The 17166-nt window shown below is 57.0% G+C and carries 15 protein-coding genes; 10 read left to right on the forward strand and 5 right to left on the reverse strand.

Annotation, left to right across the window (positions count from 1 at the left end):
* Positions 1 to 228 precede the first annotated feature (228 nt).
* The gene (locus tag GSF01_RS00505; RefSeq protein WP_235941192.1) at positions 229 to 1449 is read right to left on the reverse strand and encodes an aminopeptidase; all 1221 of its coding nucleotides are present in this window, start codon (positions 1447 to 1449) and stop codon (positions 229 to 231) included.
* A 207-nt stretch (positions 1450 to 1656) separates the two neighbouring features.
* On the opposite strand from GSF01_RS00505, the gene GSF01_RS00510 reads away from it, so the two are divergent.
* The 4 genes from GSF01_RS00510 (at position 1657) to GSF01_RS00525 (ending at position 9523) form a co-directional block, all read left to right on the forward strand.
* A complete protein-coding gene (locus tag GSF01_RS00510) occupies positions 1657 to 2832 on the forward strand; it encodes a glycosyltransferase family 4 protein (RefSeq protein WP_159881057.1) in 1176 nt (391 codons plus the stop codon).
* Between the two features lie 130 nt (positions 2833 to 2962).
* Complete coding sequence (locus GSF01_RS00515) at positions 2963 to 7972, forward strand: WIAG-tail domain (RefSeq protein WP_159881058.1); 5010 nt, start codon at positions 2963 to 2965, stop codon at positions 7970 to 7972.
* Between the two features lie 152 nt (positions 7973 to 8124).
* Positions 8125 to 9351, forward strand: a complete 1227-nt coding sequence (locus GSF01_RS00520; protein WP_159881059.1) for a glycosyltransferase family 4 protein — start codon at positions 8125 to 8127, stop codon at positions 9349 to 9351.
* A gap of 4 nt (positions 9352 to 9355) precedes the next feature.
* A complete protein-coding gene (locus tag GSF01_RS00525) occupies positions 9356 to 9523 on the forward strand; it encodes a hypothetical protein (protein WP_159881060.1) in 168 nt (55 codons plus the stop codon).
* 116 nt (positions 9524 to 9639) lie between these two features.
* Here GSF01_RS00525 and GSF01_RS00530 read toward each other — a convergent pair whose 3' ends face one another.
* The 3 genes from GSF01_RS00530 to GSF01_RS00540 all read right to left on the reverse strand — a co-directional run bounded on the left by GSF01_RS00530 (position 9640) and on the right by GSF01_RS00540 (position 11001).
* Positions 9640 to 10092: a hypothetical protein gene (locus GSF01_RS00530; protein WP_159881061.1), complete on the reverse strand. Its 453-nt coding sequence runs from the start codon at positions 10090 to 10092 to the stop codon at positions 9640 to 9642.
* A gap of 94 nt (positions 10093 to 10186) precedes the next feature.
* Positions 10187 to 10585 (reverse strand): hypothetical protein, encoded by a 399-nt coding sequence (locus tag GSF01_RS00535; RefSeq protein WP_159881062.1) that lies wholly within the window; start codon positions 10583 to 10585, stop codon positions 10187 to 10189.
* A 53-nt stretch (positions 10586 to 10638) separates the two neighbouring features.
* The gene (locus GSF01_RS00540) at positions 10639 to 11001 is read right to left on the reverse strand and encodes a hypothetical protein (RefSeq protein ID WP_159881063.1); all 363 of its coding nucleotides are present in this window, start codon (positions 10999 to 11001) and stop codon (positions 10639 to 10641) included.
* Positions 11002 to 11174: 173 nt separating this feature from the next.
* Here GSF01_RS00540 and GSF01_RS00545 point away from each other — a divergent pair, with 173 nt between their 5' ends.
* A complete protein-coding gene (locus tag GSF01_RS00545; protein ID WP_159881064.1) occupies positions 11175 to 11798 on the forward strand; it encodes a DUF1796 family putative cysteine peptidase in 624 nt (207 codons plus the stop codon).
* A 59-nt stretch (positions 11799 to 11857) separates the two neighbouring features.
* Here the strand turns inward: GSF01_RS00545 and GSF01_RS00550 are convergent, their stop codons facing one another.
* Positions 11858 to 12775 carry an NAD-dependent epimerase/dehydratase family protein gene (locus GSF01_RS00550; RefSeq protein ID WP_159881293.1) on the reverse strand — a complete coding sequence of 306 codons (918 nt, stop codon included), beginning with the start codon at positions 12773 to 12775 and terminating at the stop codon, positions 11858 to 11860.
* A 212-nt stretch (positions 12776 to 12987) separates the two neighbouring features.
* Here GSF01_RS00550 and GSF01_RS00555 point away from each other — a divergent pair, with 212 nt between their 5' ends.
* From GSF01_RS00555 to GSF01_RS00575, 5 genes are read left to right on the forward strand one after another with little or no spacing between them, the layout of a single operon-like run.
* The gene (locus tag GSF01_RS00555) at positions 12988 to 13707 is read left to right on the forward strand and encodes a sugar phosphate nucleotidyltransferase (RefSeq protein ID WP_159881065.1); all 720 of its coding nucleotides are present in this window, start codon (positions 12988 to 12990) and stop codon (positions 13705 to 13707) included.
* The gene (rfbB, locus tag GSF01_RS00560) at positions 13707 to 14693 is read left to right on the forward strand and encodes a dTDP-glucose 4,6-dehydratase (protein ID WP_159881066.1); all 987 of its coding nucleotides are present in this window, start codon (positions 13707 to 13709) and stop codon (positions 14691 to 14693) included. Before GSF01_RS00555 ends, rfbB begins: the two co-directional genes overlap by 1 nt.
* Positions 14690 to 15565: a dTDP-4-dehydrorhamnose reductase gene (gene rfbD / locus GSF01_RS00565; RefSeq protein WP_159881067.1), complete on the forward strand. Its 876-nt coding sequence runs from the start codon at positions 14690 to 14692 to the stop codon at positions 15563 to 15565. Before rfbB ends, rfbD begins: the two co-directional genes overlap by 4 nt.
* Positions 15562 to 16023, forward strand: a complete 462-nt coding sequence (locus GSF01_RS00570; RefSeq protein ID WP_159881068.1) for a dTDP-4-dehydrorhamnose 3,5-epimerase family protein — start codon at positions 15562 to 15564, stop codon at positions 16021 to 16023. The genes rfbD and GSF01_RS00570 overlap by 4 nt, the downstream gene beginning before the upstream one ends.
* Positions 16024 to 16037: 14 nt before the next feature.
* Complete coding sequence (locus GSF01_RS00575) at positions 16038 to 17159, forward strand: CgeB family protein (RefSeq protein WP_159881069.1); 1122 nt, start codon at positions 16038 to 16040, stop codon at positions 17157 to 17159.
* The last annotated feature ends 7 nt before the right edge of the window (positions 17160 to 17166 follow it).

The raw sequence follows: 17166 nt of genomic DNA on the forward strand, positions 1-17166 counted from the left end.
ACGGTCGGTTGACCACATGCCGCCTATTATAAAAAACGTCCCCGGCTCCAGTCTTAAGAGAATGGAGGGGGACGTTCTTCGTCTCATGAAACTATTATACGGTGAAGACGCTTGTCAGTCCATCTGAATCGCTACTAAGCCAAGATTCACCCTTGTACGGGCTAACCGGCTCGAAGCCGCGAGATTTCCGCATCTTCTTGCACGCCTGCGAGAGACGCTCCGGCCAGGCTACGCCCAATTTCCCTTACGGAACACGGGCTCCACGCTGCCGTCCGGCAGCACGCCGTCGATATCCAGCTGATCGGAGCCGATCATGAAATCGACATGCGCGATACTGAAATTGGCGCCGTGAGCATCGAGCTCCTCCCGGCTCATGGAGGAGCCTCCTTTGATACAAAGCGGGTAAGCATTGCCCAGGGCGAAATGGCAGGATGCATTTTCATCCAGACCGGTGTTGTAGAACAGCACTTTCATATTGGAGATCGGCGAATCCTGCGGGACCAAGGCAACCTCGCCGAGCCGGGCGGAGCCTATGTCGGTAGCGACCAGCCGCTGAAGCGCTTCGAGCCCCGTCTCTGCTGTACATGAGGTCACGACGCCATGCTCGAATGTGAGCGTAAATTTGTCGATCAGCTGACCGTTCCAGTTCAGCGGCATCGTGCTCGTCACGGTGCCGTTTACACTATCCCTATGCGGCAGGGTGAACAGCTCCTCGGTCGGAATATTGGGCACAAAGAAAGTACCTTTTGCATTGTGAATGCCCCCGGCAACCCATTGATGATCAAGGGGCAGGTCCACGCTCAGCTCAGTGCCGGGCGCACGGTAGATCAGCCTCTCATACCGCTTGGCATTCATGCGCTCCGCATGACCGCGCAGCCGCTCAAGATGCAGCCTCCACGCTTCGACCGGGTTGTCCTCGTAAGCCCGCGCGGCCCTCAGCAGATGCTCCCACAGCCTTCTTTCCGCTTCCCCTTCCGAGACGTCGGGGAAGACCTTGCGGGCCCAGGCGGGAGAAGGTGCCGAGACGATAGCCCAGCTGATCTGTCCTGCCTGCATCATCTTGCGATATTCGTGCATGGAGGTTCCGTAAGCTCTGCTGGCAGCCGCCAGCCTCTCAGGCTTCACATCCTTGAGCAGATCCGGAGCGGGGGAATACACGGTCAAGAAAGCAGCGTCGTTGTTGGCCATGTCTACATAACCCTGTGCTTTCCATGCGGGAAATTCATCGAAGGCTTCATCAGGAGCCATCATATATTTCATTCTCTTCAGTTCATCATCGTCCCATTCCACCTGGACGTTCTTGGCGCCCGCTTCGTATGCTTTCTTCGCGATCTGTCTGACGAACCCTGAGTTGTAGATTGGAGCTTGGATGACTAGCGTTTGGCCGGGCTGCACATTGATGCCGACGCTAACGGCCAGCTCGGCGTAACGCTCGATTGCATGGGACAAGGAGTTTATCTCGGATCACCTGCCGGTTTAAGTTCGAGGGGCGCTATCATCCAAAAGAACGCGCCGCCTCTGTCTCCTTATTATGCGGATTTTTGTTGCCTAATACAAACTTTGACGGGGCAGGACCGATCATGCGGCAAGGGCCCATCCATGTCCCCGCATGCTTGAATATACTGGCTGAAGGCACACCCAGAGGAGGAGAACTACATGAAAAGCCGATTGGATGCCGCTATCGTCACGCCTGGCACGTTTCCGATTCCTTCGGGGACCAGCAGCTCTGTCGAGACGGTTGCGGCTGAAGTGGCTCGCCGCTTGCATGGACGGGTTAAGCTGGCGGTAATCGGACGAAGAGGGGTTCGCCAGCGGAGCCGGGAACGTTATGAGGGCGTATGCTATATGAGAGTTCCGGCGCCTTCCCCGGGCTCTTATATCCGTTCGGTCAGCCGCCGTCTGCGGAGCCTCCGTCCCCATGTCATTCAGGTAGAGAACCGGCCGAGATTCGCACGTCTGCTGAAGCGCAAGTACCCGAAGGCCGGAATCTGGCTCTCCCTTCATTCCGTAATCTTCATATCCCGGCCCCATATAGGGCGTCGGGAGCTGCGTCGTTGTCTGGCTGCGACAGACCGGATTATCGTCAATAGCCATTTCCTGAAAGAGGAGCTTATCCGACGGGCGCCCGGGGCGGCCGATAAAATTGCAGTCAATCACCTTGGCGTGGATCGGCTGAGGTTCGTCTCGCGCTGGACGCCCGAGGGAGCTGCCAAGCGTCAGGCTTTTTTGTCGAAGCAAGGCTTGGAGGGACGCAAAATCATTCTGTTCGTCGGGCGGCTCATCCCCATCAAGGGGGTGCATCATTTGCTTGCCGCGATGCCTACTATCCTGCAGCGGGTGCCGGATGCGACCTTACTCGTGGTCGGCAGCGCCTTCTATGGCTCGAAGCGGGTTACGCCTTACGTACGGCAGTTGAAGAAGGCCGCCAGGGATTTGGGTCCGCATGTCCGGTTTATTTCTTATGTCCCGCACGGCAAAGTGGATGATTGGTTTCGTTTGGGAGATGTCCTGGCGGTCCCCTCCTCTCCGCACGAAGCGTTTGGACTGGTGAATGTGGAGGCGATGTCCGCCGGCGTACCCGTTGTGGCGACGAGAGCAGGAGGAATGCCGGAAATCGTGCTTGAGGGGATAACCGGATACACGGTGGACCCTGCGGATAAAGCAAGAGAGCTTGCGGATCGCATCTCGGCCCTGCTGCTTGATGAAGAGCGGGCCAGGGCGTTTGGGGAAAGCAGCGCGCAGCGGGTGAACGAGTGTTTTACATGGGAATGCACGGCGAAACGTTGGCTGGAGTTGTTTTACGCAGGGTCTTCCGAGAGCAGACGGCCGTGAGACAGGCAGACCCGAAGCGACCGGTTTCCAGGGCGAACCGCCTAATTTTATCGGGACAGCTAACCATGAAATGGGTGAATGCATATGTTACCTATGATTGGATGCCAATTGTCAATTAGGAGGAACACTCATGAAGAAGGAGAATCGCCGCCGGGAAAACGGGAAATCCAGATTGCTTCAGCCGAAAAGGATTCGATCAATGGTCAACGAGCTGAGTTGGCTGGAGGAAGCGTCCGACGATGGGGATAAGCTTTGGCCATCGGAAGATGAGGCCAATATTAGCGGAGTAATCGCGCAGGAACGTGAAACTGAGGAGACGGAAGCCTCGTTCAAGCCCCAGGAGACGCCAGCTGCGTTGAAGAAGACGGGCGGTGTCGTGTATACGGACGATCTGGCCGACGAAGCGGTCACGAGCGAGAAGATTGCCCGTTATGCGGTCGACGGAAGCCGCATAAGGCGAGGTGCCATCACGCGCGATAATCTGGCCGATTATGCGGTCGATGCCGGGAAGCTTGCTGCTCAGAGCGTTACCGGGCAAAAGCTTGCGCAGCGTGTCGTCACAGCCGAGCATCTCGCAAGCGGAGCGGTCACGACCGATAAAATTCAGCAATTTGCCGTTACGGCAGATAAAATACAGGACAACAGCATCACCTCCGAGAAGCTGGCCGACAAGACGATAGACGCGATGAAAATTGCTGAGCATTCCATCCATACCAAGCATTTGGCGGAGGAAGCGATTACGGGAGAGCTGCTGCAGAGCCAAGCGGTCACTTCGGATAAAATTAAAAGCGGTGCTGTGCAGACGACGAATCTGGCTAATGGCTCGGTTAATACTTCCAAGCTGGCTGATTTATCCATTACGACGGAGAAGCTGCGCGATCAGTCGGTCTCTGCTACTAAATTAGCCGATAACGGGGTCTTGACCTCCAAGCTTGCAGACGGGGCCGTGACGGAAGAGAAGCTGGCCGCATGGAGTGTATCATCCGATCGTATCAAGCCGGGGGCTATCATGACCGAGCATTTATCGAGCGGGATGATCCGCGGCTCCCATCTGGCGCCCAAGCAGATCGAATCCTCACACCTGACGGAGCAGGCGGTTTTGCAGGTTCATCTGAAGGATGCTGCGGTGAATGCCGCGAAGCTGGCTCCTGGGGCGGTACAGGGTTCACATGTGCAGGAGTCGGCTATCGATACAAAGCATTTATCCCCGGGCGCCGTAGAAGCCCGCCACCTGGCTCAACGGGCAGTGACGGGAGATAAGCTCGCGGCGGCCAGCGTACACTCCTCGCATCTCGGGGATCAGGCGGTCACGCCGGAGAAGCTGGCGGATCAGGCGGTCACGGCGAAGAAGCTCGCCAAACAGGCTGTGCTGACCGAGCATCTGGCAAGGGGGGCGATCACCAGCGCTCATATTGCCGAGAAAAGTGTGCAAAGCGCTCATCTCGGGGCTAAAGCGATCAGTGCCGACCATCTTCAGGAGAGAGCCGTAACGGCGGAAAAGCTGGCCGAGCGAGCGGTTACGTCAGATAAGCTGGCCACTGGCACGGTCATGTCGCAGCATGTGCACGAATCGACAATACTGACGTCGCATCTGGCTAATCACAGTGTAACGACGTCGAAGCTTTCCAGCGAGTCCGTATCGACCGACAAGCTAACGAACCTGGCCATCACCACTGCCAAGCTGGCACACGGGAGCGTGACCGCAGAGAAAATCGGCAAGGGGGCCGTGCTTGCCGAGCATCTGGCTCCAGGCACGATTTTGAATACGCATATGGGAACGGCGGCAGTCAAATCGCAACAGCTGGCTACAGGCTCGGTTACGCGCGACAAGCTGGAAAGCGGAGCGGTTACGTCAGAAAAGCTTGCGGAAGGGGCGGTGACCGCCGTTCATTTGGCCGGGGGCTCGGTCGGCACCCAGCATCTGGCTGACCGATCTGTGAGCGCAGATAAGCTAAGCATCGGAGCCGTGCATACGGGGCATCTGTCTGCTCAAGCGGTAACAGCTGATAAGCTGGCTGACAGAGCGGTAGGCTCGGAAAAGCTGGGCATCGGCGCCGTGCAAACAGAGCAACTGTCCGCGCAGGCGGTAACAAGCGAAAAACTGGCTGATAGAGCCGTGAATGCAGATAAGCTGGACATCGGCGCCGTGCAAACAGAGCAGTTGTCGGCGCAGTCGGTAACGGGCGAAAAGCTCGCTGACCGATCTGTGAGCGCAGATAAACTGGGTATTGGAGCCGTGCAAACGGAGCAATTGTCGGCGCAGGCGGTAACAAGCGAAAAGCTGGCCGACAGAGCTGTTAGCACAGAAAAGCTGGGCTTCGGCGCCGTGCAAACGGAACATCTCTCGGCGCAATCGGTAACGGGCGATAAGCTGGCTGACAGGACCGTGGGCACAGAAAAGCTGCGCTTTGGAGCCGTGCAAACGGAGCAACTATCTGCACAGGCGGTAACGGGCGATAAACTGGCCGACAGAGCCGTTGGCACGGAAAATCTGCGCTTCGGCGCCGTGTCCACGGATCAGCTGGCCTTCCAAGCGGTGACGAGCGAAAAGCTGGCCGATGGTTCCGTGTCGACGGATCAATTGGCTGACCAAGCGGTGACGAGCGAAAAGCTGGCCGATGGTTCCGTGTCGACGGATCAGTTGGCTGACCAAGCGGTGACGGGCGAAAAGCTGGCCGAGGGCGCCGTGTCGACGAATCAATTGGCTGACCAAGCGGTGACGGGAGAAAAGCTGGTCGAGGGCGCCGTGTCGACGGATCAATTGGCTGACCAAGCGGTGACGGGCGAGAAGCTGGCTGAGGGCGCCGTGTCGACGGACCAATTGGCTGACCAAGCGGTAACAGGTGAGAAGCTGGCCGATGGTTCCGTCTCCACGGATCAGCTTGCCGACCAAGCGGTGACAAGCGAAAAGCTATCCTACGGTTCCGTGTCGACGGATCAGCTGGCCTTCCAAGCAGTGACGAGCGAAAAACTGTCCTACGGTTCCGTGTTGACAGATCAGTTGGCCTACCAAGCGGTGACAGGCGAAAAGCTGGCCGATGGTTCCGTGTCGACGGATCAGTTGGCTGACCAAGCGGTGACGGGCGAGAAGCTGGCCGAGGGCGCCGTGTCGACGGATCAATTGGCTGACCAAGCGGTGACGAGCGAAAAGCTGGCCGATGGTTCCGTATCCACGGATCAGCTGGCCGACCAGGCTGTGACGGGCGAAAAGCTGGCCGAGGGTGCCGTATCCACGGATCAGCTGGCCGACCAGGCGGTGACAAGCGAAAAGCTATCCTACGGTTCCGTGTCCACGGACCAGTTGGCCTACCAAGCAGTGACGAGCGAGAAGCTGTCCTACGGTTCTGTGTCGACGGATCAACTGGCCTTCCAAGCGGTGACAGGCGAGAAGCTGGCCGATGGTTCCGTGTCGACGGATCAGTTGGCTTTCCAAGCGGTGACAAGCGAGAAGCTGGCCGATGGTTCCGTGTTCACGGATCAGCTGGCCGACCAGGCGGTGACGGGCGAAAAGCTGGCCGAGGGTGCCGTGTCGACGGATCAGTTGGCCGACCAAGCGGTGACAGGCGAGAAGCTGGCGGATGGTTCCGTGTCTACGGATCAGCTGGCCGACCAGGCGGTGACGAGCGAAAAGCTGGCCGAAGGTTCCGTGTTCACGGATCAGCTGGCCGACCAGGCGGTGACGAGCGAAAAGCTGGCCGATGGTTCCGTGTCGACGGATCAGCTTGCCGATCAAGCGGTGACGGGCGAAAAGCTGTCCTACGGTTCCGTGTCTACAGATCAGTTGGCCGACCAAGCGGTGACGGGCGAAAAGCTGTCTAAGGGTTCCGTATCTACGGATCAGCTGACCTACCAAGCAGTGACGAGCGAGAAGCTATCCTACGGTTCCGTGTCCACGGATCAGTTAGCTTACCAAGCGGTGACAAGCGAAAAGCTATCCTACGGTTCCGTGTCCACGGATCAGTTGGCCTACCAAGCGGTGACGAGCGAAAAGCTGTCCTACGGTTCCGTGTCCACGGATCAGTTGGCCTACCAAGCGGTTACGAGCGAAAAGCTATCCTACGGTTCCGTGTCGACGGATCAGTTGGCCTACCAAGCGGTGACGGGCGAAAAGCTGGCCAAGGGTTCCGTGTCCGCGGAAAAGTTGGCCGACCAAGCGGTCACAGGCGAAAAGCTTGCCGATGGCGCCGTGTCTACGGATCAGATTGCCTTCCAAGCGGTGACGGGCGAAAAGCTGGCCTCCCTCTCCGTTGGGGCAGGGCATATTGATTTTGAAGCTGTCGATAGCCTGCATATTAAGCAGGAATCGATCTCGGGCTATCATTTGCTGCCGGGGAGTATCTCGATTATTCACCTGGAGCCTTCGATACAGGCATTGCTCTTGGAGCGGATCCAGATCAAGAACAGCTTATCCCAACGGAAAGAGGACGGATTAGAACCCAGCGGAGGCGAAGAACAGCCAGCTGCCGTCGCATCAGCCGAGGTCGAAGAGCAGCCAGCTGCCGCCGCATTAGCCGAGGTGGAAGAACAGCCAGCTGCCGACGCGTCAGCCGAGATGGAAGAACAGCTAGCTGCCGTCGCATCAGCCGAGGTGGGAGAACAGCCAGCTGCCGCCGCGTCAGCCGAGGTCGGAGATCAGCCGACTGCAGACGTACCGGCCGAAGTCGAAGAGCTGCGGATTGCCGCTATCCCGGCCGGCCCCGACGAGTTCCATTTGGGCGAGAGCGAAAGCGACGCTCAGGAAGATGGGATGGAGCATACCGAGGAGGCTATCCCGGCCCCGGCTGTCGAGCCTGAACCGACGGATGAATTTCGCTCTGAAGAGCAATCCGCTGTTGCTCCAAAGGTCAGCGTCCTTACTGCCGTCTCGCCATTGCCGGCCATCCAGCAGTTTGGTCTTGCTGAGTTTCAGGCGGAGGAGGAAGAGGATCAGGCGGATATCGGAATCCGCTTCGATCTCGGGTTTGCAAACGAGCATTATGTGCTGGTAGCAACCACCACCAATCCTAACTGTTATGCGGTTATCAAGGAGAAGCGTGCGGACGGCGCCATAATCACAGTCGTGCGCAGCAGGTTTTCCCCTGAGCTTCAAGGGCTGGTGAACTGGATCGCGATCGGAGAGCCAGCGGCAAGAACGAACTAAATCGGTATGGCCGAAGAACGTCCCCGAATGCTCGGCGGATGTTCTCTGGCTTTCGGGGCAACAAAGTCGGTGTGCTGCGGATGCTTTGGCAGAACCCGTCTGGATGGCCGCTGCAGCGAAGACGATTGTTGATATGGGGAGGGAAGATATTTGTGAATATACTGCTGGCGACTTACTGGCCTCTTCCTCATCTTGGAGGCGTCTGGCCATTTATGAGGCAGATCAAAGAGAATTTGGAGAGCAAGGGGCATTCCGTCGATATTATGGGCAATGGTCCGGATGTTCCCAAGTACCATATTCTCTATGAGAACCGGGAAATTTCGAAGGATGCGCTGCTGCCTCTGCTGCAGGAAAAGCTGAACGCCTCCACTGCTCCGCTTCTTCATGTCGACAGTTGGATTCGTAGTGTGGAGACGGACCGCTACTGCATGGAGCTGGCAGCCGCTTATTTCGGACTGGAGAAGTACGACGTTATTCATGCGCAGGATGTGATTTCCGCTCGTGCCCTCAGCCGGGCAAAGCCGGTGAAGACCCCTTTGATCGCCAGCATCCATGGCTCGCTTGCACGCGAGGTCAAGATGGCTGTAGCTAAGGATATGGGAGAGGAATACCGCAATACGGATATGTGGAAGTATTATCAAGCGTTGGAGCATTGGGGAGCTATCTCCAGCGATGTGACGCTAACCTCTACCCAATGGCTAAAGCAGATCCTCATCGATGATTTCGCTATTCCCCCCGAACACATTCAGACCTTTCAATACGGTCTCGATGTCCAAAGCTTCTGGAAAATATGTGAGCAGGGAACCCCGATTCAGCCAGCCCCCGGCAAAAAGGTTATTATTTGCCCGGCGCGGCTGGTCTATATCAAGGGAATCGCGTATTTGATCGAGGCCTTGGGCAAGCTGAAGCACAGAACGGACTGGGAATGCTGGATCGTCGGGGACGGGCACTTGAGGCAGGAACTGGAGCAGCAGGCCCAGTCCCTTCAGATTGGAGAAGCGGTTAAGTTTCTCGGTCAACGAACAGACGTACCCGCGCTGCTGCAAAAATCCGATATATTCGCCCATCCCAGCGTGCAGGATAATCAGCCTTTCTCCGTCATGGAGGCGCAAATCAGCGGCAAGCCGTCCGTCGTGTCCGATGCGGGGGGATTGCCTGAGATGGTCAAGCATGGCGTGACGGGTTTCGTCTGCGAGGTGGGGGATACCGCCAAGCTCGCTCTTTATCTGGCGCGGCTGCTGGATAATGACCGCTTGCGCAAAAAGATGGGGGCTGCTGCAGGCAGATGGGGGGCTAAACGTTGGTCCCTTGATCTGATGGCGGGAAGACTGCTGCAAGTGTATGAAAAGGCGATTCTGAGCAAACAGGAAAGGGCGTGAAAGCATGGATCTGACCCAAATATGCGGAGATTTGTATAACAGACTGTTTACCGTACAGATCTCGTCTCCTCAGCTGATGGTTGATTATGAGGTATGGACGCGCATCTTCGAATCGCTGCCCGAAGGTTATACGCTCCCGGATGAGACGATTCTACAAGCACTGAAAAATTGATGGCTGTCCATCGCCAAAACGAGCCCATCCCCCACCTGATGGTGGAAATTGGGCTCGTTCTGTTGCTCTATGTCAGGAGGAGGAGTTCTCCTTCTCCTGACGATTCTTTGCCGATCTTAAGAACTGATCGTCATGCCTCTGAAGTGAACGGGACCGGTGATCGAAGCGCTGCCTATGTTGCCGAGGCTAACGGTCAGATAATAAACCTGAGGGCCTGTTTCTTCAGGATTCAGCGTGTGCTCGAAGGAAGTCGTTACCGGATTGGAGATCAGTGGGATAAGAATGCCTGTCCCGAGAAAAGCCGAATCGCCGGTCTGATAGATAACTGGCGAATTCGGAGCGAAGCCTCCCTGCCGGATACGGAATGTGAGCGTAGGCAGCAAGGGAGTCAGCAGAGCCAGACCGGGCTGCCAGGACACCGTTCCCGCAAATACAAGCCGATCCGTCAAGTTGCTGCTCGAAAGATTGATGACAGCAAGCGGCACTTCCGTACCCGTCGTCAGAGCGAAGGGAAGGGAGCCTTCTCCAAGCAGCGCATCATTCGATTGATAATCAATTAATGTAGCCAAAGATACCACTCCTTTTGGTAATAGGTTGTCTTGCACTATTAGTACATGCAAAAGGAGACGGCTTGGAAACGGACAATCGTGAGGGGACGAGCGGCTAATTTTCGATAAAAACCGTCGCTTTCAGGACAACGGGTCCGACAATGATCGCCCGCTCATCTGAGGAACGGACCGTCAGCGCATAGACGCGGGTCGGTTCGGAACCCGTTCTCTCTTCGAAGTAAAGCTCGGAAGCAACGCTCAAGTAGCATGATTCTTGCGTATCGGCCAGTTGTTCGCCGTGTATCCCGGTATCCCTGATGGTCAGCTCAAGCTCGCCAATATCCAGGTTGGGTACAGCATTCTCCCAGACCACGGTCGCCTCAACGGCGACTCGCTGACATGGCTGCAGCCCGGTCAATACAACGGAGGTGAGCAGAAGCTCTGCATCCCCAGCCTTCAAAGGCAAGGGGCTGCTGCTAGCGTCAACCCTGCTGATTACGGTAATCGAGGACATGCGGCATCGCTCCTTCTATGGTTATGATAGGCAAATGCTCCAGCATGCCGATACTACTCGAGCTTGTTCAGCCCGGCATACTCATGCGTGATACGGGCGATGACATGTTCCCCCTGAAGCAGCTCAAACAGGATGCCGATCGAGTCTTTGTTGCGGATATTAGTCGCAATTTGCACATAAAACGGCTGGTATCCGTTGTGGTTATGGAAGACTGAAAAGGTGGAACCGAATAAGCCGACTGGTTGGATGCGTTGAAGGCGGAGAAGCAGCGGTTGAGCGGGTTGAGCGGGCTGAGAGGCTTGCACGAGCAAATCAAAACTCCTGTTCCCGAAATTCTGAACGTACAGATTGAAGGACTCGACGTAACGGGAGTCAATCGGCATGTGAATATCCGATGAGAGGTAGAACAGAGCCATGGGCGTAGATCCCTCCAACACTTCCATTTTTCCCTAGTATATGAAAAATCGTGACGGTTGGATTGGACATGCGCCCCAATTTACGCCGATGCGCTGCTCAGGTCCAATCCTTCCTAACCGCTCGTGCATTACCTGTATTAGGGACAGGATAACAAGGGTAGGAGGAACGAGCGATGAAGGTTTCGGAGCTTTCGGGCCCATACGATGCGATTTTCAGCTTGGGACAAAATTGCATGCCCGCCATTCAATTGGAAAAGAACGGGCTTCGTCCCTTTGCCGGAGTACTGGATTGGATGATGTCGGATACGCTTTCCGATGTGAACCGGCTGCTGCTGTCGCGATTTGACCCTTTTATGGAGCTGCCCGATCTGAGGGTGGTTTCAGCGGGCTACAAAAATTATATGGTTAAGGATGAGCGCAACAATGTAGTGTCCGTACATGATTTTCCGCTATCCAAAAATACGGAGCATCATCTGGCGACCTACGATGAATTCAAGGAAAAGCTGAATCGTCGGATTACCCGTTTCTATGACAAAGCTTCTACAAGCAGGCGCACTTTATTCATTCGGCTGCTTGGCACCTACGAAGAGGTCCTTCAGCTGCAAACGATTCTTCGCGGGATCGTGGCGCACGATTTCACCCTGCTGGTCGTCAATTATTCCGAAGTGACGGGCCTAGTTGAGTGTGACTGGGGGATCGACGATGTCTGCGTAGTGGAGATTCCTTCGGCGGAGCTGTGGAATTATAGGAGCGATCCTTATTGGCAGCATCTGTTCAAGGGCATTGCCTTGAGATAGGCGGGAGCAGCTGTGAGGTCCGCTTCGTCCTTCGGGTGAAGAGGCGGTAATTGCGCAATCTACACGTCGCTTTTCACGTAATCATAAGTCTCGCGCAGGCCGGACGCGATGTCATAGGAGGGCTGCCACGATAATGTGCCGATGATCTTGCGGTTATCCAGACAGCTGTGCCGGATATCTCCTGGACGGGGAGGGTCATAAGTGACGGCGAGGGAGGTCCCGCTCAGCCGCTCAAGCTCCCGGACCAGTGTGTTCACGGTCACAGGCCGGCCGGTGCCGACATGAAACGTCTGCTGATCGCCTTGCCCGATACAAGCCATATTGGCCCGGACGACATCTTTAACAAAGATGAAGTCGCGGGTCTGTTCGCCATCTCCGTATATGCGTAAAGGTTGGTTCAGACGAAGCTTGTCGGTAAACAGAGCGACCACGCCTCCCTCGCCCTTGGCTTGCTGGCGGGGGCCGTACACATTGCCGTAACGGAGAATGGTATAGGACAATCCGAACAAGCGGTGGAACAGGCGGATGTACAACTCGCCGGCCAGCTTGGAGAGCGCATAGAACGAGATCGGCGCGACCGGATCGTCTTCCTCGATCCGCTCCTTCTGCAGGTCGCCGTACACGCCTGAGGTGGAAGCGAACACAAGCTTGCGGACGCCGCCTTCCCGGCACGCCTCCAGCATGTTCAGTGTGCCGAGCACGTTGACCTGGGCGTCGTAGGCTGGCGTCTTCAAGGATTGCTGCACATCCGCCTGGGCCGCCAGATGGAAGATCACGTCGGGCCGAAGGCGGACAATCAGCTCTTTGGCTTCCAGGCTTTCCACTGCGTGCCGGTGCAGAGTCGCCTGCTTGTTTACATAGCTTGAATGTCCCGTGCACAAATTATCGAGGACATGGACCTCCGCACCCGAGTCCGCCAGGGCGTCAACCAAATGGGAGCCGATAAAGCCGGCTCCTCCCGTCACTATAGCCTTTATCACGTGCGTCTCTTCCTCTCCTGGAACCGTTTTGCGCTGCGCTTCCCTATCCTATGTCTCCGGTGCCGGATTGGTTTAGGCCCGGCTGGCGAGGGCGAGAGCCAATTTTATCAGGTTCATGGTATTCGTCCACTAGACATGTAGGTAGGGTGCATATCATACCAGCATGACTCTTGGTAGAACACATCCCGAATGGGAAGGGAGACACGCAAATGAAGGGGATTATACTGGCGGGCGGCACGGGCACCCGGCTGCGTCCGCTCACAAGTATCGTCAATAAGCATTTGCTGCCGGTCGGCAAATACCCTATGATCCATTACGCTATGATGCAGATGGTAGAGGCCGGTATCGAGCAGGTGCTCCTCATCATCGGCAAGCAGTCAGCCGGCCTGTACGCCGATTATATCGGGAGCGGCCAGTCATGGGGGCTGCAGGTTCGCTTTGGCATACAGGAGGAAGCTGGGGGAATCGCCCAGGCACTTGGTCTGGCCGAGGCATTCGTGCACCCGGGCGACAAGCTGATGGTGCTGCTCGGCGATAATTTATTCCAGGACACGCTGCGAGAAGCGGTGCAGGCGTTCGCGATAAGCGGCCAGGGTGCGCATGTTTTTCTGAAGCAGGTGGAGGACCCCTGCAGATACGGGGTGGCCGAGCTGGCTGCCGGGCGGATCACCCGAATTGTGGAGAAGCCCGAACAGCCGCCCTCTGGCTATGCCGTTACAGGCGCGTATTTATATGACTCCACGGTATTCGATATTATTCGCACGCTCCAGCCCTCCGAACGCGGCGAGCTGGAGATTACGGACGTCAACAACGCCTATGCCTCGCAAGGACTTCTTGCCTACAGCGTGGTGGAGGGCTGGTGGATCGATGCCGGTACGCACCGGTCCCTGCTGGAAGCCGGCATCCGTCTGTTAGGGGAGGAGTCGTGATGGCAACTTGGCTTGTAACGGGCGCTATGGGATTTATCGGCAGCAATTTCGTGCTGTATCGGATGAAACGGCACCCAAGCGACCGGATCGTCGCTCTTGATGCTCTTACGTATGCGGGGAATCCGGAGAATGTCGCAGCCGTCTCCAGTCTGCCTAACTTCAGATTTGTGCACGGGGATATTTCGGACAGGGGCTTGATCGCCGAGTTGTTCGCAGAAGAGCGCTTCGATGCGGTCGTACATTTTGCCGCAGAATCGCATGTCGATCGCAGCATCGCCGATCCTCAGATCTTTGTTCGTACGAACGTGCTCGGCACCCAATGCTTGCTGGAGGAAGCGAGGCGCAGCTGCGTCGGCAAATTCGTACATGTGTCGACGGACGAGGTGTACGGCTCCCTTGACAGCGGAGGGTACTTTACCGAAACGACTCCGCTTGCTCCGAACAGTCCCTATTCCGCCAGCAAGGCGGGTTCGGATTTGCTGGCCCGCGCCTATTACGAAACGTTCGGCTTCCCTGTGGTGATCACCCGCTGCTCGAATAACTACGGCCCTTACCAGCATCCCGAGAAGCTGGTGCCGACTATCATTACGCGGGCGCTGCGGGATGAGACCATTCCGGTCTACGGGGATGGCGGCAATGTGCGGGATTGGCTGCATGTAGAGGATCATTGCGCTGCGATCGAGCTGGCTGTAAGTCTTGGAAAGCCGGGCGAAGTGTACAATATCGGTGGGAATAATGAGCGTACCAATCTGGAAGTCGTCCGCGCCGTGCTTGCCGAGCTCGGCAAGCCGGATTCCTTAATCCGCTTCGTGCCCGACCGTCCAGGACATGACCGCCGGTATGCGATTGATGCGGCCAAGATCATGAGGGAGCTGGGCTGGACGCCGGGCTATACCTTCGAGCTGGGCATGAAGCAAACCGTCGCTTGGTACGCCGATCATCCGCTATGGTGGAACAGCGGGCTGCCGGGAGAGGATCGGACATGAGGCTGCTTATTACCGGAGCTGGAGGACAGCTGGGACGCGATCTGGTTCGCGTGCTGGAGCCTGCACATACCTGTTATGCCTTTACCCGGCAGCAGCTGGATGTGACAGATGGGGAAGCGATGCGAGCATGCATGGCGTCTATCGTCCCCGATGCCGTCATCTACGCGGCCGCTTATACTAAGGTGGATGAGGCGGAGTCCGATCCGGAGACGGCATTCCGGGTCAATGCGGTCGGAGCCGGACACGCCGCGATGGGTGCGGAGCTGATCGGGGCTCCTATCGTTTACGTCAGCACGGACTATGTGTTCGACGGAAGGAAGGGCGTTCCGTACAGGGAGACGGACTCCGTCCACCCGCTGGGGGTATACGGACGATCAAAGCTGGCGGGCGAGCAGCTGACCCGTGAGCTGAGCGCCAGCCATTACATCGTAAGGACTTCTTGGCTGTACGGCAGAGACGGCAGCAACTTCGTAACCAAAATAATGGCGGCGGCCCGAGAGAAGCGGGAGCTGACCGTCGTAGACGATCAATACGGCTCGCCTACCTATACCGTAGATTTGGCCGCCTGTATCGGGCGTCTGCTGGAGACGAACGCTTATGGCACCTATCATGTGGCGAATCAGGGCTTCTGTTCCCGGTATGAGTTCGCCGAGGCCATCCTTGCGGCGGCAGGCTGCCAGGAAGTCAGGCTGCGGCGGGTGCGCTCGGAGGCCATCGCCCTGCCGGCGCCGAGGCCTATGAACTCGGCGCTGGACGATCAGGCTTTACGACAGGCGGGACTTCCGCGACTGCGGGACTGGAAGTCGGCGCTCGAGCATTTTATCCGCTACGATTATGCGCCGTATGGCGCTCAAGGAGGATCTGTTCGATGAGTGTAATTGAGGGCGTCGAGAGGAAGCCGTTGGTGAAGCATAGCGATGACCGCGGGTATTTCATGGAGATATTGAGACAGGATGATGCGATATTCGGCAGCTTCGGCCAGGCATCTATATCGTTGTCCTACCCAGGAGTGATCAAGGCCTTTCACTATCATAAGCTTCAGGATGATATCTGGTTTTTTCCGTCGGGTCATGCTCAGGTCGTTCTTTATGACAAGAGGGAGCATTCGCCAAGCCTAGGTCGCACGGAGGTACATTATATGGGGGAGGATCAAGCGTATCTGCTGTTCATCCCCCGGGGCGTTGCCCACGGTTACCGGGTGCTTGGCCCAACGCCGGCGACCATCGTCTATTTTACCAATATGGCTTATGACCCGCAGCAGCCTGACGAATACAGGATTGCTTACGATGACCCCGCTATCGGGTTCGATTGGTCCACCAAATTCCGTTAGGGAGAGGATGAGAGTTGCTGGCTAAAAAGCGGCGTGTACGCGCAGTCAAGCGAGGCAGGTTGGCCGGATTGAGGCAAGGACGTGCGGTCGGTTATGAGCACGGGTACCACTTCGGCCGCTGCGAAGCGGTCCGGGCGCGCGCCGTGCCACCGGGTCCCGGAAGCCGCCGCAATCTGAAAGTATTATTCATCCCCCAAGGATTTCAAGCGCTCGATCATGGCGTGGCGGGCGGTCTTGGGTGCCACGTCAGGGAGCTGGTGGTCGGGACGCCCGAGAGGATGGAAGAGCTGGCAGGGCTGCATAGACCGGACATCATGATCGTCATGAACGGCCTTCATGTGTTTCCCGCGGATCATCTGGAGCAGGTGGACCGGATTCGCAGCATGGGCATACGAACCGTCATCTGGTTTGCCGACGATCCCTACTTTACGAATGATACGGCCGACATCGCGCTGCGCTATGACACGGTCATCACCCACGAGCAGAGCTGTGTGCCCTTCTATGAGCAGGCCGGCTGCTCGAATGTGTACTATCTGCCGCTGGCCGCCGACACCGGGCTCTTCCGGCCGAAGAGGGTGCCGCTGGCTTACCGCAGCGATATTTGCTTTATCGGTATGGCCTTCTGGAACCGCGTCCGCTTCTTCGATCGAATCGCTCCTTATCTGCGGGGCAGACGCGTCTTTATCGGCGGGGGGCTGTGGGAACGCATGTCCAACTACCGGATGGTCCAGCGCTTCGTTCGTTCCGGCTGGATTCCGGTCGAGGAGTCCGTGCTCTACTACAGCGGCGCCAAGCTGGTGATTAATCTCCACCGCGGATATGATCATGACACGGACAATAAGAACGCACGGCGCATACCGGCCTTGTCGATCAATCCGCGAACGTATGAGATTTCCGCTTGCGGTACCCTGCAGCTGACGGATCTGAGGGAGGATTTGCCCCGCTACTACACGCCCGGTCAAGAGCTGGATATCTTCGGCAGTCCCGAGGAGCTGATCGCCAAGATCAACCATTATTTAACGCATGATGAGATCCGGCGAACGATCGCACTCAACGGATTGCGACGGACAGTACAGGAGCATTCCTTTGTCAGCCGGATCGACCAGCTGCTTGGGCTGCTTGGGTACGGGTCTTAAACACAAA

The sequence above is a fragment of the Paenibacillus puerhi genome (assembly GCF_009846885.1).
Lineage (GTDB): Bacteria > Bacillota > Bacilli > Paenibacillales > NBRC-103111 > Paenibacillus_G > Paenibacillus_G puerhi.

Coding starts and splice junctions, on each gene's coding strand:
- rfbD (WP_159881067.1), top strand. CDS start 14,690: ATGAGGCTGCTTATTACCGGAGCTGGAGGACAGCTGGGACGCGATCTG.
- GSF01_RS00555 (WP_159881065.1), top strand. CDS start 12,988: ATGAAGGGGATTATACTGGCGGGCGGCACGGGCACCCGGCTGCGTCCG.
- GSF01_RS00535 (WP_159881062.1), bottom strand. CDS start 10,585: ATGTCCTCGATTACCGTAATCAGCAGGGTTGACGCTAGCAGCAGCCCC.
- GSF01_RS00525 (WP_159881060.1), top strand. CDS start 9,356: ATGGATCTGACCCAAATATGCGGAGATTTGTATAACAGACTGTTTACC.
- rfbB (WP_159881066.1), top strand. CDS start 13,707: ATGGCAACTTGGCTTGTAACGGGCGCTATGGGATTTATCGGCAGCAAT.
- GSF01_RS00515 (WP_159881058.1), top strand. CDS start 2,963: ATGAAGAAGGAGAATCGCCGCCGGGAAAACGGGAAATCCAGATTGCTT.
- GSF01_RS00510 (WP_159881057.1), top strand. CDS start 1,657: ATGAAAAGCCGATTGGATGCCGCTATCGTCACGCCTGGCACGTTTCCG.
- GSF01_RS00540 (WP_159881063.1), bottom strand. CDS start 11,001: ATGGCTCTGTTCTACCTCTCATCGGATATTCACATGCCGATTGACTCC.
- GSF01_RS00545 (WP_159881064.1), top strand. CDS start 11,175: ATGAAGGTTTCGGAGCTTTCGGGCCCATACGATGCGATTTTCAGCTTG.
- GSF01_RS00570 (WP_159881068.1), top strand. CDS start 15,562: ATGAGTGTAATTGAGGGCGTCGAGAGGAAGCCGTTGGTGAAGCATAGC.